Annotated in this window: 18 protein-coding genes and 1 other RNA gene; 2 read left to right on the top strand and 17 right to left on the bottom strand. The window is 66.9% G+C overall.

The features are described from left to right. Positions 1-4 precede the first annotated feature (4 nt). On the top strand, positions 5-949 hold the full coding sequence (locus AMS67_RS07145; RefSeq protein ID WP_053386772.1) for a metallophosphoesterase: 945 nt from the start codon (positions 5-7) through the stop codon (positions 947-949). Positions 950-1045: 96 nt separating this feature from the next. Here AMS67_RS07145 and AMS67_RS07140 read toward each other — a convergent pair whose 3' ends face one another. The 4 genes from AMS67_RS07140 to AMS67_RS07125 form a co-directional block, all read right to left on the bottom strand. Continuing rightward, positions 1046-2104, bottom strand: a complete 1059-nt coding sequence (locus tag AMS67_RS07140; RefSeq protein ID WP_053386771.1) for an aspartate-semialdehyde dehydrogenase — start codon at positions 2102-2104, stop codon at positions 1046-1048. A 45-nt stretch (positions 2105-2149) separates the two neighbouring features. Further along, entirely contained in the window at positions 2150-3427 is a 1278-nt protein-coding gene (locus AMS67_RS07135) for an aspartate kinase (protein ID WP_053352478.1), read from the bottom strand. Positions 3428-3505: 78 nt separating this feature from the next. Further along, entirely contained in the window at positions 3506-4102 is a 597-nt protein-coding gene (recR, locus tag AMS67_RS07130; RefSeq protein WP_053386770.1) for a recombination mediator RecR, read from the bottom strand. A 96-nt stretch (positions 4103-4198) separates the two neighbouring features. Next, positions 4199-7063: a DNA polymerase III subunit gamma and tau gene (locus AMS67_RS07125; RefSeq protein ID WP_053386769.1), complete on the bottom strand. Its 2865-nt coding sequence runs from the start codon at positions 7061-7063 to the stop codon at positions 4199-4201. Positions 7064-7182: 119 nt separating this feature from the next. On the opposite strand from AMS67_RS07125, the gene AMS67_RS07120 reads away from it, so the two are divergent. After that, positions 7183-7698 (top strand): Lrp/AsnC family transcriptional regulator, encoded by a 516-nt coding sequence (locus tag AMS67_RS07120; protein ID WP_053352481.1) that lies wholly within the window; start codon positions 7183-7185, stop codon positions 7696-7698. A gap of 15 nt (positions 7699-7713) precedes the next feature. Here the strand turns inward: AMS67_RS07120 and AMS67_RS07115 are convergent, their stop codons facing one another. The 13 genes from AMS67_RS07115 to AMS67_RS07060 all read right to left on the bottom strand — a co-directional run bounded on the left by AMS67_RS07115 (position 7714) and on the right by AMS67_RS07060 (position 21232). Next, the gene (locus tag AMS67_RS07115) at positions 7714-8190 is read right to left on the bottom strand and encodes an Lrp/AsnC family transcriptional regulator (RefSeq protein WP_053352482.1); all 477 of its coding nucleotides are present in this window, start codon (positions 8188-8190) and stop codon (positions 7714-7716) included. A 125-nt stretch (positions 8191-8315) separates the two neighbouring features. After that, positions 8316-9041 carry a 3-keto-5-aminohexanoate cleavage protein gene (locus AMS67_RS07110; RefSeq protein ID WP_053386768.1) on the bottom strand — a complete coding sequence of 242 codons (726 nt, stop codon included), beginning with the start codon at positions 9039-9041 and terminating at the stop codon, positions 8316-8318. A gap of 92 nt (positions 9042-9133) precedes the next feature. Continuing rightward, positions 9134-9820, bottom strand: a complete 687-nt coding sequence (locus AMS67_RS07105; RefSeq protein WP_053386767.1) for an RraA family protein — start codon at positions 9818-9820, stop codon at positions 9134-9136. Between the two features lie 11 nt (positions 9821-9831). Then, positions 9832-10632, bottom strand: coding sequence for a nitrilase-related carbon-nitrogen hydrolase (locus AMS67_RS07100; RefSeq protein ID WP_053386766.1), 801 nt, complete (start codon positions 10630-10632; stop codon positions 9832-9834). A 31-nt stretch (positions 10633-10663) separates the two neighbouring features. Then, the gene (locus AMS67_RS07095) at positions 10664-11755 is read right to left on the bottom strand and encodes an ABC transporter ATP-binding protein (RefSeq protein WP_053386765.1); all 1092 of its coding nucleotides are present in this window, start codon (positions 11753-11755) and stop codon (positions 10664-10666) included. Positions 11756-11793: 38 nt separating this feature from the next. Further along, positions 11794-12852 (bottom strand): ABC transporter substrate-binding protein, encoded by a 1059-nt coding sequence (locus AMS67_RS07090; RefSeq protein WP_053352487.1) that lies wholly within the window; start codon positions 12850-12852, stop codon positions 11794-11796. A gap of 56 nt (positions 12853-12908) precedes the next feature. After that, on the bottom strand, positions 12909-13679 hold the full coding sequence (locus tag AMS67_RS07085) for an ABC transporter permease (protein ID WP_241488015.1): 771 nt from the start codon (positions 13677-13679) through the stop codon (positions 12909-12911). 16 nt (positions 13680-13695) lie between these two features. Then, positions 13696-14583, bottom strand: coding sequence for an ABC transporter permease (locus AMS67_RS07080; protein WP_239683976.1), 888 nt, complete (start codon positions 14581-14583; stop codon positions 13696-13698). A 259-nt stretch (positions 14584-14842) separates the two neighbouring features. Next, a complete protein-coding gene (locus AMS67_RS07075; protein WP_053386764.1) occupies positions 14843-16333 on the bottom strand; it encodes a phytoene desaturase family protein in 1491 nt (496 codons plus the stop codon). A 41-nt stretch (positions 16334-16374) separates the two neighbouring features. Further along, an RNA gene (ffs, locus tag AMS67_RS16815) (signal recognition particle sRNA small type) lies at positions 16375-16471 on the bottom strand. A 5-nt stretch (positions 16472-16476) separates the two neighbouring features. Continuing rightward, entirely contained in the window at positions 16477-17325 is an 849-nt protein-coding gene (locus AMS67_RS07070; RefSeq protein WP_053386763.1) for a hypothetical protein, read from the bottom strand. Between the two features lie 50 nt (positions 17326-17375). Next, positions 17376-19496: an ABC transporter ATP-binding protein gene (locus tag AMS67_RS07065; protein ID WP_053386762.1), complete on the bottom strand. Its 2121-nt coding sequence runs from the start codon at positions 19494-19496 to the stop codon at positions 17376-17378. Continuing rightward, the gene (locus tag AMS67_RS07060; protein WP_053386761.1) at positions 19496-21232 is read right to left on the bottom strand and encodes an ABC transporter ATP-binding protein; all 1737 of its coding nucleotides are present in this window, start codon (positions 21230-21232) and stop codon (positions 19496-19498) included. The genes AMS67_RS07065 and AMS67_RS07060 overlap by 1 nt, the downstream gene beginning before the upstream one ends. Between the last annotated feature and the right edge of the window lie 351 nt (positions 21233-21583).

Here is a 21583-nt window from a genome sequence, read left to right as displayed (position 1 = left end):
CTTCATGTCACGCTCCACCCGCACGGCGGCTGCTCTCGGAGCAGCCGCCGTCGGCGTAATCACCTGGTCAACGCTCGTTGAGCGACGGCTCTTCACCGTGCGACGCCACACGCTGCCGGTGCTCGCAGCGGGTCACGCGCCGATTCGCGTGCTGCAGTTGTCCGATCTGCACCTCGCACCCTGGCAGGCACGCAAGATCGACTGGATACGGTCACTCGCTGATCTACGCCCTGATCTCGTCGTGCTCACCGGCGACCTCATGGGACATCTCGACGCTCGACCCGGCCTCCTGCACGCACTGCGGCCGCTGACCGAGACCGCCCAGACTGTCTTCGTGCACGGCTCAAACGACTACTACGGCCCCAAATTCAAGAACCCGGTCAAGTACCTCCTCGAGCCCAGTCGCAAGAGCACGCGGGAACCCGACGTTGACAATGTCGCACTCACGCAGGGCCTCGAAGCGCTGGGGGCCATCAATCTCAACAATGCGGCCACCCGCGTCGAGTTGCGCGGTACCACGGTCGAACTGCTCGGTTTGAACGACCCCCACATTCGCTACGACGACATCGACCGCATGCGAGCGGCCGCGACAACCCTGCGGGGTGCGGCGCACGACCTCAGCGATGAGGAACGTGCAGCAGACGATGTGCTTCGCCTTGGCGTCGTACATGCGCCCTACCAGGAGCCACTCGGCGCGCTGCTGCGCGAAGGGGCCGACGTGTTGCTCGCCGGGCACACCCACGGCGGCCAGGTGCGCGTGCCGGGCGTTGGAGCGCTCACCTCGAATTGCGACCTGCCGGTCGGGCAAGCCCGTGGCCTGAGCGTCTGGTACGACGCGCACCATGCCGCGTTCTTGAACGTCAGTGCCGGTCTCGGCAACTCGATCTACGCGCCGGTGCGATTCGCCTGTCGCCCCGAGGCTTCACTGCTGACGCTCGAAGCGGTCTGAGATACATCGAAGACAGCGTCACGGGCGGCGGAGTCACGCAGAACGCCCCGGGTTCCATGAGGAGCCCGGGGCGTTCTGCGTGGTGCGAAGAAGTGCTTACGCTGAACGCTTCGCAGCGATGAGTTCAGCGATCTGCACCGCGTTGAGTGCAGCACCCTTGCGGAGGTTGTCGTTCGAGATGAAGAGCGACAGGCCGCGGCCGGCGGGAGCCGACTGGTCGGCGCGAATACGGCCGACGAACGACGGATCTTTGCCGGCGGCTTCGAGCGGCGTCGGAACATCGCTCAGCTCGACGCCAGGAGCCTCGGCAAGCACCTCGCGTGCACGGTCGGCGGAGATCTCACGAGCAAATTCCGCGTTGATCGAGAGCGAGTGCCCCGTGAACACGGGAACACGCACGCAGGTGCCGGCGACGAGCAGCTCGGGCAGTTCCAGAATCTTGCGGCTCTCGTTGCGGAGCTTCTTCTCTTCGTCGGTCTCGCCCTCACCGTCGTCGACGATGGAACCTGCCAGCGGCAGCACGTCAAACGCGATGGTCTTGGTGTAGACCTCGGGTGCGGGAAAGTCGACCGCGGTGCCGTCGTGCACGAGCTGCTCAAGGCTGCCCGATTCGACGGCCGCAGCTGCCTGGCCCGCGAGTTCACGCGCGCCGACAAGGCCCGAGCCCGAGACCGCTTGGAAGGTGGTCACGATGAGTCGCTCCAGGCCGGCTTCGGCGTCGAGCGCCTTCATCACGGGCATGGCCGCCATCGTGGTGCAGTTCGGGTTCGCGATGATGCCCTTGCGCGCCTCATCGATCGCGTGCGGGTTCACCTCGCTGACGACCAGCGGTACGTCGGGGTCGAGGCGCCACGCACTGGAGTTGTCGATGACGATGGCCCCGGCGGCCGCGAATTCGGGCGAGTACTGCTTCGAGGCGGTGCCGCCGGCGGAGAAGAGCGCGATGTCGATGCCGCTCTTGTCAGCGGTCGCGACGTCTTCGACGACGACGTCTGCACCGCGGAACTCGAGGGTGGAGCCTGCCGAGCGGGCGCTCGAGAAGAAGCGGATGCTGGAAATCGGGAAATCGCGCTCGTCGAGCAGTCGGCGCATCACTGCGCCGACCTGGCCGGTGGCGCCGACGACGGCGACCGAGAGTCCCTGCTGTGCAGCCATGTGTTTCGAAATCCTGTCTGTCAAACGGTGTCGGAAAAGTTGGAGTTAGCGGCCAGTGCCCGCGTAGACCGTCGCCTCGGTATCGGCGTCGAGGCCGAACGCCGTGTGCAGTACACGCACGGCCTTGTCGAGCAGGTCGGCGCGCGTCACGACGGAGATGCGAATCTCTGAGGTCGAGATCATTTCGATGTTGATGTCTGCCTCGTACAGGGCACGGAAGAGCTGCGCAGAGACGCCCGTGCTCGTGCGCATGCCTGCGCCGACGACCGCGAGCTTCGCGATCTGATCGTCGTACTGCAGGTTCTCGAACCCGAGCGCCTCGCGCTCCGCTTCGAGCGCCTCGATGACCCGACGGCCTTCGCCGAGCGGCACGGTGAACGAGATATCGGTGCGGTTGGTCTGCGCCGCCGAGACGTTCTGCACGATCATGTCGATGTTGGCATTGGCCTTGGCCACGATCTCGAAGATCTGCGCGGCTTTGCCGGGAATGTCTGGCACTCCCCCGACGGTGACCTTTGCTTCGCTCTTCTCTGCAGCGATACCAGTGATGATCGGCTCTTCCACCTGATCTCCCTTCGGATGCCCCTGCTCGGGGTTGTAAACGATGGTGCCCGGCGCATCGGAGAACGATGAGCGGACGTGCAGCACGACGCCGTGCCGGCGGGCGTACTCGACGGCACGCAGGTGCAGCACCTTGGCGCCGGATGCCGCGAGCTCGAGCATTTCTTCCGCGGTAATCGCGTCGATCTTGCGCGCGAGCGGCACGACGCGAGGGTCCATGGTGAAGATGCCGTCAACGTCGGTGTAGATCTCGCAGACGTCGGCGCCGAGGGCGGCGGCGAGGGCAACTGCGGTCGTGTCGGATCCACCGCGACCCAGTGTGGTGATGTCACGGGAGTCACGGCTGAAGCCCTGGAAACCAGCGACGATGGCGACCGCACCCTGGTCGAGTGCCTCACGTACGCGGCCCGGGGTCACGTCGACAATCTTCGCCGAACCGTGCTCGGCGGTGGTGATCATGCCCGCCTGGCTGCCGGTGAACGACAGCGCTTCGATACCCATGCCCTTGATGGTCATGGCGAGCAGCGCCATCGAGATGCGCTCACCCGCGGTGAGGAGCATGTCGAGCTCGCGCGGCGCAGGGATCGGCGTGCACTCGGCGGCGAGATCAAGCAGTTCATCGGTGGTGTCGCCCATCGCGCTCACGGCGACGACGACCTCGTTACCCGCGCGACGCGCTTCGACGATGCGCTTCGCAACACGCTTGATGCTCTCGGCATCAGCAACTGACGAGCCCCCGAACTTCTGCACAATCAATGCCACGCGGGTTCCTCCTGAATATCCGAGCCGAATGCTCAGTCTACCGGAACCGCCCGGCGTGTTGCGCGTGTGGCCCCTCCGCTACTCGACGGTACGGCGGCCCTCGAATGCGCGGCCGAGCGTGACCTCATCGGCGAATTCGAGGTCGCCGCCGACCGGAAGCCCCGATGCGAGGCGCGAGACCGGCACCTCGATGCTCTTGAGCAGGCGTGACAGGTAGGCGGCCGTCGCCTCCCCCTCGAGGTTCGGATCGGTCGCGATGATGACCTCGTGCACGTCGCCCTCGCCCAGGCGTCGCATGAGCGACGGAATGCTGAGATCGTCAGGGCCGACGCCATCGATCGGGCTGATGGCACCACCGAGCACGTGGTAGAGCCCACGGTACTGACGGGTGCGTTCGATCGCGACGACGTCTTTGGGCTCTTCGACCACACAAATGAGTGATGCATCGCGACGCGGGTCGCGGCAGATCGAACACTGCTCTTGCTCGCTGATGTTGCCGCAGATGTCGCAGAAGCGCACCTTCTCACGAATATCGGAGAGCAGTTCGGCAAGCCGTGTGACATCAAAATTCTGCGTCTGCAGAATGTGGAAGGCGATGCGCTGGGCCGACTTCGGGCCGATGCCGGGGAGACGCCCGAACTCGTCGATCAGATCTTGAACGATGCCGTCGTACACGGTGCTGCCTCCTCATGATGCGGCGACGCGAACGCCGCTCTGCACACACCCTAGTCGTGATCAGGGCGAGTGGGTGGGTATGGGGTGAGTCGTCGACTACCGCGGGGGCAGCGGACGCTCCTCGACGAATCGTGCCCCGAGCACTTCGCGCACCACCGCTTCGCCGTACCGGGTGAAAGCGGGCTTCGCGGCCTTCGGCGCATCTGGCGTCCCCGCGGGTGCCGCGGAAGTAGCGATCGCAGCGGACTCAGTCGTCACCGCAGCGGCGCCGGTCGGCTCCCCAGACGCCACCCCGTCTGACGCAACGGACGGTGCCGGTGCGGTGCGGGGAGCGGCCGGTCGCGAAACCACGGATCGCGGCGCGGCATACGGGTCGCCCTCGTCATCGTCTGGAGCTTCACCCGCATCGTCGGCGTACGGATCACCGAAGTCTGCCGGGTCGGCATACGGCGTCGCCGAAGCTTCGGGTTCGCGAGTGGTCGCGGCAGAAGGTGCGGGATCACCGCTCGCCGGGGGCTCGGAGCTTGACGCCGAATTCGCCTCTGTGGTGGCAGCTGCGCTTTCGGCCATCACCTCTGCCGCCGATGGAACCGGGCCCGCGCTGACCGCTGCGGCCTGCGCCGGAGTGCCAGGCTGCGGGTCGGCCCAGGCCGGTGCGGCGAGCGCCGGCCCGAGCCCACTCAATCGGGCCGCGGCGCGGGCCATCGGGTCGTCGGCCTCTGGTTCGGAGGGTGCAGCGGGAGCATTCGGGAGGTCGGTTGACCCCGCCCGATGAGGCTCCTCTGCGTCAGCGGCGGAGCCGGGTTCCCGTGCCCCACCCTGCGCGCCCGGAGCCGACCCGGCGGGCATGCGCTTCGGCTGGTACTTCACGCTGATGCCGACCGACGAAAGGATCGCTTCTCGAAGCGGACCCGCACCCGACGTTTTGAACGCCGCAAGATCGGATTCCGACGCAAGCCCCACAGTGAGCACGTCATCGACGAGGTCGAGCGGCGCGATGACCCGCACGGCATTCCAGGCATCTCGATCGCGCTCGAGAATCTCTTCGAGCAGGTCGGGCCAGAGCTCGAGCAGATCATCGTATCCGCCGGACTCGGCAACCGGCGCCCCTGGTTCGGCACCATCGGTGTCTGCCGCTTCGGACTCGGCAGTGACCGACTTGGCGGACCCGGCGGCGGGAGCGGAAACGGACTCCGCAGGGTGCTGCACGACCGATGCGTTTGAGGCGTCGGTCGCAGCCAACTCTGCAGGTGCCGCGGGCTGCGCGACCGGCTGGGTCGGTGCAGACGATGCGGCGGGCGGCGCCGTCGGCTCCGAACCGATGCTGGCAATCTGAGCGGCGCTCAGCACCGCAGAAATCGGCCGACCGAATGTCGCTGCGGCCTCGTTCGGGTGCGGTGCATCCCCGTCGGCGTTGCCGGGCACGGATGCCGGCGTACCAGGTGCCGGTGCCGTCGCCGCAGGAGCCGGCGCCGCGGGTGTCTGTTCCTGTTCCGGCGCAGCAGCGGGTGCGGGCGCAGCAGCGGGTGCCGGCGCAGCAATCGGCTCAGCAGCGGGCGCTGCCGCTGGAGCGTCGTCGGACTCGTTCAAGAACTCGCGAATCGATGCCGCCGTCTGCGCTGCATTCGGTGCGGGCGCCGCAGCGGGTACCGGCGCAGCCTGGGCAGCTTGCGGCGTACGAGCGGGCACTTCCGGTGCAGTTGCCGCGCTGCGCGCCGCGGCGAGAGCCGCCAACGGGTCGGGCTTCGGCTCGGGCGGCGTCTGCGGCGCAACCGATCGTGGTGCCGATGCGCCTGGGCGTTGACCGTTGCCCTGAGCCACGGGCTGCTGACCGAACTGCTGCTGCGTCTGCGGGGCGCCTGCCGACGGTGCACCAGCTACGGGCACCGACTGCTGAGGCTGGGCAGCACTCTGCACGAGCGCGCGCGCGATCATCAGTTCGAGTTGCAGCCGGGGCGCGGTCGCTCCGGCCATCTTGTCGAGTGCGGCGCTCACCACGTCGGCGATGCGCGAGACCTCGCCGGGGCCGAACGACTGGGCCTGCGCGAACATGCGGGTGAGTTGATCTTGGGGCACTCCGCGGAACACTGCCGCGGCGCCGTCGACGGTGGTCGCGTTGACCACGATGAGGTCGCGGAGTCGCTCGAGCAGGTCTTCGACGAAGCGGCGCGGATCTTGGCCCGTCTGCACCACTCGGTCGGTGGCGCGGAACGCGGCCGCGGGGTCATGTGCACCGAAGGCGGCCACCACGTCGTCGAGCAGTTCGGCGTGGGTGAAGCCGAGCAGCCCTGCGGCGCGCTCTGCCGTCACGAGATCGCCCTCGGAGCCGGCGATGAGCTGGTCGAGGATCGACAGGGTGTCGCGAGCCGACCCGCCACCGGCACGCACGACGAGCGGCAATACGCCCGGCTCGACCTTGACTCCCTCGCTGTCGCAGAGCGACTGCACGTAATCGATGAGCGTGCCCGGCGCGATGAGGCGGAACGGGTAGTGATGGGTGCGCGAGCGGATCGTGCCGATGACCTTGTCGGGCTCCGTGGTGGCGAACACGAACTTCACGTGCGGCGGCGGTTCTTCGACGATCTTGAGCAGTGCGTTGAACCCGCCGGGCGTCACCATGTGCGCCTCGTCGATGATGAAGATCTTGAAACGATCGCGGGCAGGGGCGAACACTGCGCGCTCCCGCAGGTCGCGTGCGTCGTCAACGCCGCCGTGGCTCGCGGCGTCGATCTCGACGACGTCCAGTGATCCGCCGCCGTCTCGACTCAGTTCGATGCAGCTCGGGCACACCCCGCACGGAGTGTCAGTGGGGCCCTCGGCGCAGTTCAGGCAGCGCGCCAGAATACGGGCCGAGGTCGTCTTGCCGCAGCCGCGCGGGCCGCTGAACAAATAGGCGTGACCGATGCGACCGGTGCGCAGGGCCGTCATCAGGGGTTCGGTCACCTGCGACTGCCCGATCATCTCGGAAAAAGCGTCTGGCCGATAACGGCGATAAAGAGCGGCAACCACGGGTCCATGCTACCCGCGGACCACCGACATTTCGCCGTCTCCGTCTTCCATCACGAGGTTAGACTGACTTCATGGACGTGGCCGCCGGAGGAGATGACCAGCTGCTTGATGACGCGGATCGCGACATCATCGATCAGCTCCGCGTCGACGGCCGAATGTCGTTTTCCGAGATTGGTCGGCGTCTCGGCTACTCCGAGCCGACGATCCGTCAGCGCTACAATCGGCTGGTCTCACTGGGCATCATCTACGTTGCCGGGATGTACGACGAGACGAAGATCGGCGGCATCGCGGCGCACGTCGGTTTGCGCGTCGCCGAAGTACCCGTTGCGCGCGTGGCCGAGCAGCTGGCGGATCACCCGCAGATCAAGTACGTCGCCTGCGCGCTCGGGTACTACGACATCATTCTGGATGTGGTCGCGGAGGATGCCCAGGCGCTCGGGCGCATCGTGCTGCAAGATCTCCGCCGCATCCGGGGCATCTCAGAGGTCGAAACCCTGACGGTGCTCGAGGTGCAGAAAGACACCTACCTCTGGCAAGGATTCCGTGAGCCGTCCCCGCGCAGCGCCGCACGAGGCGTTGCCGGCTGAGTTTCCACGAACCGCTCAGCCGTTCGGATCGCTGATGCTTTGCCCGGCGGTGCCGCGCAGGCCCTCCCAGGTGTAATCCTTCGCCAGCGAGGTCACGATGATGGGCTGGATCGAGGCGACTCCCGGGTGCCGGCGAATCTCGTCCATCAGGTCGATCAGTCGCGGTTGGTCGCGACACGTCGCCTCGAGGTAGATGTCGTGCGAGCCGGCGACCAGCGCGATGTGATTGATCTGGTTGATGCCCGACAGGCTGTCGGCGACCGAACGCGGAGTCAGATTGCGGACGCGCAGGAGCAGACGCACGACCTGATGCCCGAGCAGCAGCGCGTTGCAGAGCGCCACGATCGTGATGACGTCATCGTCCTCGAGCTTCGCGAGGCGCGTGCGCACCGTGGACTGCGCGATCCCGAGCTCCTCGGAGAGTGATGCGAATGAGCGTCGCCCGTCGCGTGCAAGCAGCTCGATCAGTCGCCGATCCAGATCATCTACCACGCGCGCACCTCCGGGTTCCTCTTCGAGGGTAGCGCGCCACCCTCTCCGCACACGGCGAACGTCCCGAGAAGCTCTCCCGGGACGTTCGTCTGGAGCGGCGGAGCGCTCGAGCACGCGAAGACGCGTCAGGCCGCTTCGAGGGCCCGCACCGCGCGCACGAGCTCCGCGTTGTCGATGGGCGCCGACCCGTCGGGGAGCGTCACACCGTCTTCGAACCCGATGCGGGTCTCGCACCCGTCGGCGATCGCCGCTTCCACGACTGGCCAGACGGTGTCGTCATAGCCGTGATAGAGAATCGGCGCCGTGACGCCGGCCTCGCGCAGCACCTCAGAGATCTCGCGGCACTGGGCCACCGCGAGCTCCGGGTCTTCGGTCTCGGGTTCGATCAGCACGCGAACGTTGCGGTGCAGCGTCGACGAAGCAAGCAGCGCGGGCACGTCATCCATCGACCACACGGCTGACTCGAGAATCATGCCGCGTTCGAGCACGAGCTCGGCGGCCTCGGCCGCACCCTCCTCGCAGAACGCCACAGAAGCGAAATCGGGCAGCGCATCGGCCGGCCATGCCGCAACATGCGCCATGCGCTCGGCGTGGGACTCGACGGTCCAGAGCCCAGTCGTCGTGCCGATGACGAGCTCGGGGCGTGCGGCGCGCACCGCGCGCACCCACTCGCCGATAGCATCGGGGTGGATGGTCTGCCCACCCTCGGCCGTGATGACGTGCGCGTGCACGACGTCGGCACCGGCGTCGACAGCGGCAATCGATGCCGCGACGATCTCTGCGGTGGTCTGGGGCACCGCGGGGTGCTCGGTGCGGGGTCGCCCGCCGTTGATCGCTGCTTTCAGGAGCATGGAAGAAGTGCCTTTCGTTGAGATTTTGGGCGCGCTCGACCACGCCGACGGGGATCGCCGGCAAGGTCGAGCGCGAGTGACGAGCCCGGGGGCTACTGCGGGGTGTCGCTCGCGAGCAGTGCGGCGGCCGTCTCGCTCGCGCCGGTCAGGTCGCCGAGGCGCTTCCCTCCGCGCAGATCATCGACGAGCTCGGGCTCCTCCGCGTCGTCGGCGAGCGCGATGTCCACGATGCGTTCGAGTGTCTCGAGCGGCACCACGAGCACGCCGTTGGCATCGGCGAGCACGACATCGCCGGGGTGCACCACGGCACCTCCGCAGGTGACGGGCAGGTTGACGCCGCCGGCGTCGATCCCGTGCAACTTGGTCGTGAGCATGCTCGTGCCCCGCGCGTGCACCGCGAGCCCCAGCTCGGCGATCTCGTCAGTATCGGTGACGACACCATCGACGACGGCGCCCGCCGCGCCGCGCACCACGAGCTGCGCGGCGACGATCTCGCCGAGCGGCGCGTGGCGAGCGTCGCCACCGGTGTCGAGCACGAGCACGTGCCCGGGCTCGACCAGACCTGCCGCGTGGTGCAGCGCGGTCGAGTCGGTTGCGGTGGTGCGCACGGTGAACGCGGTGCCGATGGTGCGGGAGCCGGAATCGACGATGCGGCGCACAGCGGGCTCGACAAAGCCCTCCTCAAGGTAGTGGCCGAGCGTCGGGAAGCTCAGACGTTCGAGCTTCTCGCGCAGCTCTGCGCTCAGTACGGGGGGCACCTGACCGGTCTGGAAGAACATGGATTCTCTCTCTAGCTGATGGCGTATTCGAGGACGATGCGACGGTTGTCGAGCGCGGGGAGCATCTGACGGGCGCGCGCGAGGCGCACCGCGTCGATGTCAGCGATGAGCAGCGACTCGTCATGGGCATTGGATTCGGCGACGACGACGCCGAGGGGATCGATCACCCGGCTGAGCCCCACGGAGTCGTCGCCGACCGTTCCGGCCGCGAGGAACCAGCTCACGTTCTCAATTGCGCGTGCCTGGGTGAGCACCGACCAGTGCTGTTCCTTGCCCTTGCCCGAGACCCAGGCCGCCGACAGCGAGATGATGTCGACACCGCGATCGGCGAAGCTGCGGAAGAGTTCGGGAAAACGCACGTCATAACAGTTCGCGATGCCCACCCGCAGCCCGTCGACCTCGATGATCGGCGGCAGCAGCGATCCGCGGGTCACGTACGCGCTCTCCTGATATGCGAAGGCGTCGTACGTGTGCACCTTGTGGTAGCGAGCAAGTTCGGATCCCTCAGAGCTCACCGCGAGGATCGTGTTGTAGGGCAGCGCCGACCCGTTCGGCTCATAGCCCCCCGCGATCACCGTGACGCCGTGCTCACGGGCGAGGTCAGCCAACAGGGCCTCGAACTTCGGCCAGATCTCGCTGAGGAGTTCCGGGAAACGGGGCTTGATCGCGTCATCCGCGAGCAGCATCGCCTCTTCCGGGAAGACGATGAGCCGGGCCCCGGCTGCGGCGGCCTGCGCGGTGTAAGTCGAGATGGTCTCGAAGTTGACGGCGGGGTCGATGCCCGGTGAGGTCTGCGCGACGGCGACTTTCATGTGCGGTTCCTTGTCTCGCGACGAGCGGTGTTCAGCGGATGACGATCCGGGCATCCTGCGGACGCCAGGAGATACGGAGGGTCTCACCGGTGGTGAGGCCGGGGAGGTCGCGCTCACGGGCGAGGCTCGGAATCGAGACTTTGACGACGTGGTCGCCCACGCGCAGATGCGCCTGCCACTCCTCACCCAGGAAGGTGAGGGTCTCGAGCACTCCGCTGATGCCGTCACCGTCACGGCGAACCTCGACGCGCTCGGGGCGCAGGAGGAGGGTGCCGGCGCGCGCGCTCGGCACTTCCTCTGCCAGCACGCCCGACACGGCGCCGACACCGGGCACCTCCACCGAGGCCACGGCACCCGCGGCTCCCGCCGGAACCGTGACGTCGATGAGGTTGCAACTGCCGATGAACCCCGCGACGAAGCGGGTCTCGGGCTCGTTGTAGATCGCTTCGGGCGGCGCCACCTGCTGCACCACGCCCTCCGACATCACGGCGATGCGATCCGACATCGTCAGCGCTTCCTCCTGATCATGCGTCACGTAGATGAACGTGATGCCGATCTCGCGCTGCATGCGCTTGAGCTCGAACTGCATCTCCTTGCGCAACTGCTGATCCAGCGCTCCCAGCGGTTCGTCGAGCAGCACGACCTTCGGACCGGAGACGACGGCGCGGGCGAGGGCGACGCGCTGGCGCTGGCCCCCCGAGAGCTGATCGGGTTTGCGGTCGCCGAGATGCGCGAGCTTCACGAGCTCGAGCGCCTCCTGCGCGCGGCGGTTGGCTTCCGCCTTGGGTGTGCGACGCACACGCAACTCGAACACCACGTTGTCGAACACCGTGAGGTGCGGAAACAGCGCGTAGCTCTGGAAGAGCATGTTCAGGTCGCGATTGCGCGTCGGCACACCCGTGACGTCGGCACCGTCGAGCAGCACCCGACCGTCGGTCGGCGTCTCGAAGCCCGTGATCATGCGCATGAGCGTCGTCTTGCCGCATCCCGAAGGGCCGAGGATCGAGAAGAACTCGTTGTCCCCGATCGACAGGTCAAGCGGGTGCACCGCGAGGTTGCCGTTGAAGCTCTTCGTGAGCCCCCGGATCTCGACGGCGGGATGGACTGCGGTGTGGTCGTTCATGCTCGTGATCTCGCTTGTCGTTCGTGTCGGGCCGGGGGTCAGGAAGCCTTCACCCGCGTCCAGCCGTCCTGGTAGAACGACATGGCGGATCCGGGGTCGACGATGAAGTCGGCGTTCGCGACCTGCTCGTCTGAGGCGTAGACGGCCGCGTTGGAGAGCAAGCCCTGATCATCGACGTGCTCCTGCGCATCGGCGTTGGCGCTCGCGAGACCGCCGTCGTTCGTCGCCATGGCCGCGATGTCGGGGCGCAGCAGGAAGTTGATGAAGGCGTACGCGGCGTCGCTGTGCGGAGCACCCTTGGCGATCGACAGGCCGTCGACCCAGAGGCTGCCGCCCTCCTCGGGAAGCACGTAGTGCACATCGTCGTTCTCGGCGACGATCTTCGCAGTGCTCGTGCCACCCCATGCTTCGGAGATGCACACGTCGCCGTTCGCGACCAGCTCGCCGTAGTTCGTCGAGTTGTATCCGGCGAGCAGCGGCTTCTGCGCGATGAGCGAATCCGTCGCCTCGCCGATCTCGGCCTCATCGGTGCTGTCGGCGTCGAAACCGTTCACCTGCAGACCGGCAATGTAGGAGGCCAGCATGTTGTCGAGCATGTTGATCTTGCCCGACCACTTCTTGTCGAACAGCGACTTCCAGCTAGTGATCTCTTCGCCGCCGGTGCAGGTCGAGTTGTAGAGCAGGCCCGTGGTACCCCAGACCCACGGCACGGAGTAGGCGTTGTCGGGGTCGTAGCTCGGGTTCACGAACTTGTCGGCGATACCGTCGAAGCCTTCGATCTGGTCGTGGTCGAGGGGCTCCAGCAGCTCCTGGCCGACGAGCTGTTGCACGGCGTACTGACTCGGCTCGACGATGTCGTACCCCGAGTTGCCTGCGGCCAGCTTCGAGATCATCGTCTCGTTGCTGTCGAAGTTGTCGACGTTGACCTTGATACCGGTCTCCTCGGTGAAGGCGTCGAAGACCGACTGAGGAATCTCGTCGGCCCACGCGTAGACGTTGAGCTCGGTGGAAGGGCCGTCGTTGCCGGATGCGCTGCAGGAGGTGAGTGCGAGTGCGGCAACAATGCCGACCGCGGCGAGGGTGATCTTCTTCGTCATGGAAGGATCCTTTCGATGTGGGGAACTGCGAATGTGAGGTGGGATCGCGCCGGCGTTCAGCCGCGCGACTCCACGAGGATGCGTCGCATCTGGGTGACGCCGACGGCGAGCACGATGACGAGCGTGAGCAGGATCAGCAGCGCGCCGAGGGCGTTGATGCTGGGGGTCAAGCCGGTCTTCAGGCTCGAGTAGATCTTCAGCGGGAGCGTGGTCGACCCCACACCGCTCAAGAACGTCGACATCACGATGTTGCTGAAGGAGGTGGTGAAGCTCAGCAGCCAGGCCGCGACGACTGCGGGCCGGAGCAGCGGGAGATACACGCGGGTGAAGGTCTGCCACGGGTTGCACCCGAGGTCGGTGGCGGCTTCGGGGAGGCTCGGGTCGAGCATCGCCGCCGAGCTCATGATCACGAGCGTGGCCAGGGGCAGGGACACGATGAGGTGCCCGAGCACGAGGGTGACGATGCCGAGCGGCAGGTGCGTCGCGCTGAATACGCTGAGCAGAGCAACGCCGAGCACGATCTCGGGGACGATGAGGGGCAGCGCGATCATGCCGATCAGCGCCGTCTTTCCGCGGCCGCGGTAGCGGGAGATCCCGAGTGAGAACAGGATGCCGATGATCGCGGCGACGGTTGCCGTGATGACCGCGACGATGGCACTGGTGCGAAGCGTCTGCATGAGCGCCGCGTCCTGGAACAGGTCGATGTACCACTGGAGGGTGAGCCCCTCGAAACGGGTGTTGGTGCCCGCTGCATTGAACGAGTACACGATCACCGCGATGATCGGGATGTAGAGGAAGACGAACACCGCTCGGGCGATGTTGTTCACGAGCCGATCCATGAGATCACGCCCCCTTCGGCTTGCTCGGGCGACGGCGCATCGCGAGTCCGACGAGCGCCATGGAGATCAGCATCAGCACGAGCAGCACCATCGAGACTGCCGCACCCATCGGCTGATTGCGGAACTCGGTGTACAGCGTCACGATCAAGTTGCCGACGAGCGGATCCTTGCCGCCGCCGAGCAGCACCGGGATCACGAATACACCCATCGTGGGAATGAAGGTGAGCAGTGCGGCGCCCAGGATGCCCGGGCTGCTCAGAGGCAGGATCACCCGACGGTGCACGCCCCACCAGCTGCAGCCGAGGTCCGTCGCGGCCTCTTTGAGCGAACCGTCGATCGAACGCATAGAGGCGTAGATCGGGAAGATCGCGGTGGGCAGGAACGAGTAGAGGAGACCGAGCACCACCGCCACGTTGCTGGGGATCATCGAGAATCCGGCGATCCCGAATATGCCGAGGATGCCGGCGATCGGGCCGCCAGAACTCAGGATCGTGATCCAGGCGAACGTGCGCACGAGGAAATCCGTCCAGAACGGGATGATGATCAACAGCAGCAGCAGGCCTTGACGCCCCTCCGGACGCGACACGATGTAGTACGACGTGAGATACCCGATGATGAGGCAGACGACCGTGTTCAGGAGCCCCAACCCAATGGAGTAGAGCATCGTCTTGGAGTAGACGGGGTCGAACAGCTTGATGTAGTTGTCGAACGTGAACCCGCCGACGATACCGCCGTAGTTGTCAGCGAGCGCGAAGCTGTTTCGCGCCACGATGAAGAGCGGCAGAATGCCGAGCAGCACCACGGTCGCAATTCCGGGTACGAGCAGCAGTAGCGCGCCCCGCTTGGGCCGCTCCTTGCGGCCGGTGTGGATCACCCGTGTCGTCGATGTCACGTCGCTCCTTCGCAATCGCCTCTGGCTGGTGTCTGCATTCATCTTCGCCTTCCCCGATCGTCGAGATCGGTGCTCGCGCCGCCGAATCCGTCGTGCTCCGAACCAATACCCACGCACATCGCAGAGGGTCATCGGTGCGCGGGCGAATGCTCCCGGAATCTCCACGGTGCAATCGGCATGCGCGGGCGAAGCGCGACCGAGCCACCCTACCGACGAGAGGTTTCGCGGACGTGTCGTGTACGGGGAAACCCGCGCAGGGTCAGCCGTGCAGCCCGAGCTCGGGCGCGGGCAGGCCGAATTCGTGGCGCAGCGCCGACTGCGCCGCGTACCAGCCCGACAGACCGTGGACGCCGGGGCCGGGTGGCGCCGAAGACGAGGCGAGGTAGATTCCCCGCGACGGGGTGCGCCACGGATCGGTCGAGAGCGTCGGGCGCGCCACGAGCTGCGGCAGCGTGATGGCTCCGGCGCTGAAGTCGCCGCCGTGGTAATTGCGGTTGTAGCGCGACAGCTCTTCGGCGGTGGTGACGCGCACCGCGCGGATGCGATCACGGAACCCGGGGGCGAAGCGCTCGATCTGCGCGATCACCTGCCGCGACACATCGACCGTCGAGCCGCTCGGCACGTGCGTGTAGCTCCAGATCGCGTGCACGCCAGGGGCGTTGCGACTCGGATCGAACTCAGTGGTCTGCGCGAGCAGCACGTAGGGGCACTCGGGGTGCAGACCGCGCGAGACCTCGCGCTCCGATGCCGCGACCTCGCGCCGGCTCCCGCCCACGTGCACCGTCGGCGCCTGGGCCACGCGCGGGTCGCGCCACGGGATCGGGCCATCGAGCACGAAATCGACCTTGGTGGCGGCGTCGCCGTACGAGAACCGGCGCAGCGCGCGACGGTAGCGCGCGGGCAGCACGGAGCCGGCGATGCGCTCAAGACCGCGGGCCGACGTGTCGAAGAGCTTCACCCGGTGCTCGGCGAGCTCGCGCACGTCGTCGATCGCGTGTGACGTCTCGATGCGCCCGCCGTGCGCGAGCAGGTCGGCCGCGAGCGCATCGGTGATGGCGCGGGATCCTCCCACCGGTACCGGCCACCCGGCTGCGTGGGCGAGCGCGCCGAGCACCACGCCGACGCCCGCCGTCGCAAGGTTCGGCAGCGTGCCGATGCTGTGGGCCGCAACTCCACCGAGGAGTGCCGGGGCAGCAGCCTCGCGGAATCTCAGATTCCAGAGCGGCGTGCCCTGTTCGAGCACGCGCAGCCCGGTGACGAGCGCCGCGAGCGGATCACCCGGCCACCGCAGCATCCCTCCCCCGAGCGAGAAATCGACGACACCGTCGAGGCGCTGCAGCAACGGCCGGAAATAGCGCCCGTAGGCGGTGCCGTCGCGGCCGAGTTCGGAGACCGTGCGCTCGAGGTCGCGGTAGGCGATGGCCGCGCGATCCGGCGCAGCACCGCGCCCCAGTGACGCGGCGGCACCGTCGAGCGGATTCGCATACGACGCCTCGGGAATCACGAACTCCATGCGACGCTCGATCTCGAACGCCCGGAAGAACCCGGTCGCGAGCGCCATGGGGTGAATCGCGGAGCACACATCGTGCAGCACGCCCGGCTCGACGAGTTCGGTCGTGCGCGTGCCGCCGCCGATCGTCTCTGCGGCCTCGTAGACCGTGACCGGCACACCGGCGCGCGCCAGCGTCACCGCTGCGGCAAGCCCGTTGGGCCCCGCTCCGATGACCGCTGCACCGTCGGAAGACTGCATACTGCGATGGTAGCGGCGAAGCCCGCTCCCCCGCTCGGGCATGAAAATACTCCCCACGCACCCGCTAGAGCCCGAGTACCCTTGCTTCGTTTCCGACCTGGGGGAGTTCCTCGAGATAGCGCCACGTGGGGAGCCAGACCAGCCTACCGGACGTTTGCACCCGCTGCGACCACGGCCGCGTCGGCGCACCAGCCGTCGAGTCGCTGCTGCCCCTCGGTGCGCCCCAGCTCCCAGCGCGCCTCGGGGTGCGCGCAGTACCAGCGCAGCGCGGAGTACAGCGCCGACGTCGGCACCGTGTACCGCTCGGCGGGAATGATCTGCAGGCGATTCGATGCCCCGCTCTGCGGGACGAGTTGGATGAGGATCACCGCGACGTGCTCGCGCCGCCCCAACCGAGAGACCTGCGCGCGCACGCTCACCACGTCGTTCCACGCGAACTCCGCGTCGCGACCCGGCACGCGCACGCTGAGCGTCTCCGGGCCGAACACCACACCACTCGGCCGCGCCCCGAACCTGCCGTTGCGCACGCTGCGCCAGACCAGGAGCCATGCGACCCCGGCCGTCACCAGGCCGAGGGCGCCCATCGCGAGCATGCCGAGAAAGAGGCCGCCATCGCTCGCAGTTGCACTCACAATCGGCACTGCGCCGAACGCCTGCAGACCCGCAAACACCGACATGCTGAGGAAGCCGATCGCGGCGATGACCGTTGCCGAGACGAACTGCCAGCGGTATGCCCGCGTCGGCGCCACGTGCACCCACGAATCGATCGGCGCGCGCTCGGCGCGGGTCATCACCACGTGGTTCAGCAGGCGGAAGCGCGCACGCGGCGGGGCCTGCGGCGCCAAGCCGAAGCAGGTGAGCGCCAGCACCCCGCCGAACAACACGGTGAGCACCGCCTGCAGCGTCTCCCCCGCGCGAGCATTCGAGACGCCCACGTACAGCGCGGCGAGGGCGATAAGCGAACCCGACGCGATCGCGCCGGCCCGGCTCATGCCCCCGCGGACTCCCTTGGGGAACGGGTAGGGTTCGAACCCCGCGCTGCTCACGCGGTCGGCGGTGCTTCCGGCTGCCCGCCAGACCCGGCCGCGGCGTCGCCCGCGGCCGCACCGGGCAGGGTCACCGCACCGGTTTCGGCAGGAGCTCCCCCGGCGAAGATCTCTTCGGCGTGCGCCTCCGCATCCTCGCCGGCGAACTGCGCCTGGTAGAGCGTGTAATAGGCACCCCGACGAGCCAACAACGCTTCGTGCGAGCCCTGCTCGACGATACGGCCGCTCTCCATCATCAAGATGGTGTCGGCGTCGCGGATCGTCGAGAGCCGGTGCGCAATCACGAACGACGTGCGGTCGGAGCGCAGCGCGCGCATGGCCTGCTGCACGAGCACCTCGGTGCGGGTATCGACCGAGGAGGTCGCTTCGTCGAGAATCAGCAGCGACGGATTCGCGATGAACGCGCGCGCGATCGTCAGCAGCTGTCGCTCGCCGGCGGAGAGCGACGAGCCGTTCTCGCTGATGACTGTGTCGTACCCCTCGGGCAGCTGGCGCACGAAGCGATCGACCATCGTCGCCTCGGCGGCCGCGATCACTTCCTCATCGGTCGCGTCGAGGCGGCCGTACCGAATGTTCTCGCGGATCGATCCGTCGAAGAGCCAGGCGTCTTGCAACACCATGCCGACCTGGCTGCGGAGTTCAGCTCGCGTCAGGTGCGTGATGTCGACATCATCGAGCAGAATACGTCCACCGCTCAGCTCGTAGAACCGCATGACGAGGTTCACGAGCGTCGTCTTGCCGGCGCCCGTCGGCCCGACGATCGCGACCGTGTGCCCGGGGCGAGCTTCGAGCGAGAGGTCCGCGATGAGCGGCTGATCCGGATCGTAACTGAACGACACGTTATCGAACTCGACGTGGCCGTTCGTGCGCGCGGGGAGCTGCTCCGTGGCCGAATCGGCCTGCTGCTCTTCGGCGTCGAGCAGCTCGAACGTACGCTCGGCAGACGCGACACCCGACTGCAGCATGTTGGCCATGCCCGCCATCTGCCCGATCGGCTGCGAGAACTCGCGCGAGTACTGGATGAACGCGGTGACATCGCCGAGGGTCATCTGGCCCGCGGTAACGCGCAGCGCGCCCGCGACAGCGATGAGCACGTAGCTGAGGTACTGCACGAACTGCATCGCCGGCATGATGGTGCCCGAGAGCGCCTGCGCGCGGTAAGAGGCGTCGAAGAGTCCCTCGTTGCGGCGGTCGAACTCCTCGACCATTTCGGCGTCGCGGTTGAAGATGCGCACCAGCTCGTGGCCGGTGAACGACTCCTCGATGTGCCCGTTGAGATCGCCCGTGTTCTTCCACTGCGCGACGAACAGCTTCTGCGCACGCGAACCCACCACGCCCGCGATGATGCCCGAGAGCGGCAGTGCAATGAGCGCGATCAGGGCGAGCTGCCACGACACGATGAACATCATCGCGGCGATGCCAATCACCGTGAGGAGCGATTGCACGAGTTGCGAAAGCGCCTGCTGCAGTGCCTGCTGAATGTTGTCGACATCATTCGTGACGCGCGACAGCACGTCGCCGCGCTGCCGGCCATCGAAGTAGCTCAGCGGTAGACGGTTGATCTTCGCCTCGATGTCGGCGCGCAAATCGAAGACCACGTCCATGACGAGCCGGTTCAAGATGAATCCCTGCAGCCACATGAGCACAGAGGCCACGAGGTAGAGGGAGAGCACGATGAGGATCAGCCGACCGAGCAGACCGAAGTCGATCCCTTCACCCGGAACGATCTTCGAGCCCGAGAGCACATCGGCGAACTGGTCATTGCCCGAGTCGCGGGCCGCCTGCACGGCCTGCTCGAGCGTCACGCCCTTGGGCAGCTGCTGGCCGAGGATGCCGTTGAAGATGACATCCATCGCCTGGCCGAGAATCTTCGGCGCGATGACCGTGAGCACCACGGACGCCACCACGAGCACCACGACGAACGAGAACTGCCACTTGTGCGGCGCGAGCAGGCCCACCAGTCGCTTCGCCGAGGGCCAGAAGTGCTTGGCCTTCTTCGTCGCCTGACCGCCGAACCAGTCGTCGCCGTCGGGCTGGTAGTCATCGGGCAGCTCGAACTCCGCCGTGTCGGTCGAAGCCACGGCCCCGCGCTTTCCGCGCTGTTTCTCGCGTGCCATTACGCCGCCTCCGCCTCTTCGAGCTGCGACCGCACGATCTCGCGGTACACCTCGCTCGTTTCCAGCAATGTGTCATGGGTGCCGCGGTCGACGATCTCGCCGTCTTCCACGACCAGAATCTGATCAGCCTCAGTAATCGTCGAGACGCGTTGCGCAACGATGATGGTGGTCGCGCCCGCCGTCGCGCTCGGCAACGCCGCACGCAGTCGAGCGTCGGTCGCCACGTCGAGTGCCGAGAACGAGTCGTCGAACAGGTAGACGCGCGGCTTCGCCACGAGGGCGCGCGCGATCGAGAGCCGCTGTCGCTGACCGCCCGACACGCTCGTGCCGCCCTGGGAAACGGGCTCGTCGAGTCCCTTCTCCTTCTCGCGCACGAAGTCCTCGCCCTGGGCGACGCGGAGCGCCTCCCACAGTTCCGCTTCGGTGGCGTCGGATCGGCCGAACCGCAGATTCGAACCGATCGTGCCCGAGAACAGGTACGGGCGCTGCGGCACCAGGCTCAGCGTCTCGGAGAGCTGCTCGCGCGTCAGGTGCGACACTTCCGCGCCGTCGACCGTGATGGAGCCCGACTGCGGGTCGTACAGACGCAGCATCAGATTGAGGAGTACGGTCTTGCCGGCGCCGGTCGATCCGATAATTGCCGTCGTCTTGCCGGGCTCGGCGACAAAACTCGCGTCGCGAATGACGGGCTTCTCAGCACCCGGGAATCCGAAGGTGACCCCCGAGAACTCGACGCGGCCCGCGTGCGGGGTCGGAGCCGACGCCTGCTCCGGGAACGCCAGCGTCGACTCCGTATCGAGCAGCTCGCGGATGCGCTCCGCGCACACCACGGCGCGCGGAATCATCATGGTCATGAAGACGCCCATCATCACGGCCATCAGAATCTGCAGCAGGTACTGCAGGAAGGCGGTGAGCGATCCGACCTCGACAAGCCCCTCGTCGACGCGGTGCCCGCCGAACCACAGCACGGCGGCGGTCGCGAAGTGCAGCACCATCATGATGACGGGGAACATGAGCACGAAGACCTGGCCGACCTTGACCGAAACCTCGGTGATGTTGCGGTTGGCGACCTCATAGCGATCGCTCTCGAAGTCTTCGCGCACGAATGCGCGCACGACACGGATGCCCATGATCTGCTCACGCAGCACACTGTTGATCGCATCCACGCGGGTCTGCATCGTGCGGAAGAGCGGGAGCAGGAACCACACGAGGAAGCTCACGATGACGGCGAGCACCGCGACCGACGCCCACACGAGCCATGACATTCCGGCGTCTTCGCGCAGCGCCATGATGATGCCGCCGATCGCCATGATGGGAGCGGTGACCATGAAGTTTAGGGTCATGAGCACGAGCATCTGGATCTGCTGCACGTCGTTCGTGCCGCGCGTGATCAGCGTGCCCGCGCCGAACTTCGTCGCTTCGAGCGTGCTCAGCGAGTCGACCTTGCGGTACACCTCGCGACGCAGGTCACGGCCGATGCCCATCGACGTGCGCGCCCCGAAGTACACGGCGGCGATCGCCGTGATGACCTGGCCGAGCGACACGATCAGCATCATGCCGCCGGTGCTCCAGATGAATGCGGTATCGCCCTGGGCGATACCTTGATCGATGATCTGCGCGTTCAGGCTCGGAAGCGCGAGCGCGGCGATGGTCGACAGCAACTGCAACACCAGCACCGCGGCGACGAACGGCCAGTACCGTTTCGCGTGTCGGAGTGTCAGAGCGATGAGGGCCACGAGGATCCTTTCTCCACTTTGCACCGAATTTCCGGGCACGCGGAGCATGCTCGACGGAACGGCGCAGCCGAAACACAGTACCAAGCGCAGTGCAGAAGCGCTAGTATACCGACCCTAACTTCGGTCTGCTGACCTCGCATTTGGGGTCAGCAGCACCCGCGCGCCCACCAGCGCCCCCTCCCAGGAACTCTCGCGGCACCCCCGAACACATCCTTTGACGTCGAACGCACCCCCTCGCTTCGAGCGCACCAGAGAATCACACGCGATCTCGCGCTAAACCGGTGCACTCGGGGGGGGGGGGGTGGCGGCTGAGCTGGGGGGCGGGGGCGGGGAGGGGGCGGGCGCACAAAA

Source organism: Leucobacter japonicus, assembly GCF_001273855.1.
Classification (GTDB): domain Bacteria; phylum Actinomycetota; class Actinomycetes; order Actinomycetales; family Microbacteriaceae; genus Leucobacter; species Leucobacter japonicus.
Note: the sequence above shows the minus strand (reverse complement) of the source record. Positions and strands in the feature narration are given on the sequence as shown.

Bases quoted from the DNA above. Each gene is read 5' to 3' on its own strand.
- AMS67_RS07145 (WP_053386772.1), top strand. From the start codon at position 5: ATGTCACGCTCCACCCGCACGGCGGCTGCTCTCGGAGCAGCCGCCGTC.
- AMS67_RS07140 (WP_053386771.1), bottom strand. From the start codon at position 2,104: ATGGCTGCACAGCAGGGACTCTCGGTCGCCGTCGTCGGCGCCACCGGC.
- AMS67_RS07125 (WP_053386769.1), bottom strand. From the start codon at position 7,063: ATGATCGGGCAGTCGCAGGTGACCGAACCCCTGATGACGGCCCTGCGC.
- AMS67_RS07120 (WP_053352481.1), top strand. From the start codon at position 7,183: ATGGACGTGGCCGCCGGAGGAGATGACCAGCTGCTTGATGACGCGGAT.
- AMS67_RS07110 (WP_053386768.1), bottom strand. From the start codon at position 9,041: ATGCTCCTGAAAGCAGCGATCAACGGCGGGCGACCCCGCACCGAGCAC.
- AMS67_RS07105 (WP_053386767.1), bottom strand. From the start codon at position 9,820: ATGTTCTTCCAGACCGGTCAGGTGCCCCCCGTACTGAGCGCAGAGCTG.
- AMS67_RS07100 (WP_053386766.1), bottom strand. From the start codon at position 10,632: ATGAAAGTCGCCGTCGCGCAGACCTCACCGGGCATCGACCCCGCCGTC.
- AMS67_RS07095 (WP_053386765.1), bottom strand. From the start codon at position 11,755: ATGAACGACCACACCGCAGTCCATCCCGCCGTCGAGATCCGGGGGCTC.
- AMS67_RS07090 (WP_053352487.1), bottom strand. From the start codon at position 12,852: ATGACGAAGAAGATCACCCTCGCCGCGGTCGGCATTGTTGCCGCACTC.
- AMS67_RS07075 (WP_053386764.1), bottom strand. From the start codon at position 16,333: ATGCAGTCTTCCGACGGTGCAGCGGTCATCGGAGCGGGGCCCAACGGG.
- AMS67_RS07070 (WP_053386763.1), bottom strand. From the start codon at position 17,325: ATGAGCCGGGCCGGCGCGATCGCGTCGGGTTCGCTTATCGCCCTCGCC.
- AMS67_RS07065 (WP_053386762.1), bottom strand. From the start codon at position 19,496: ATGGCACGCGAGAAACAGCGCGGAAAGCGCGGGGCCGTGGCTTCGACC.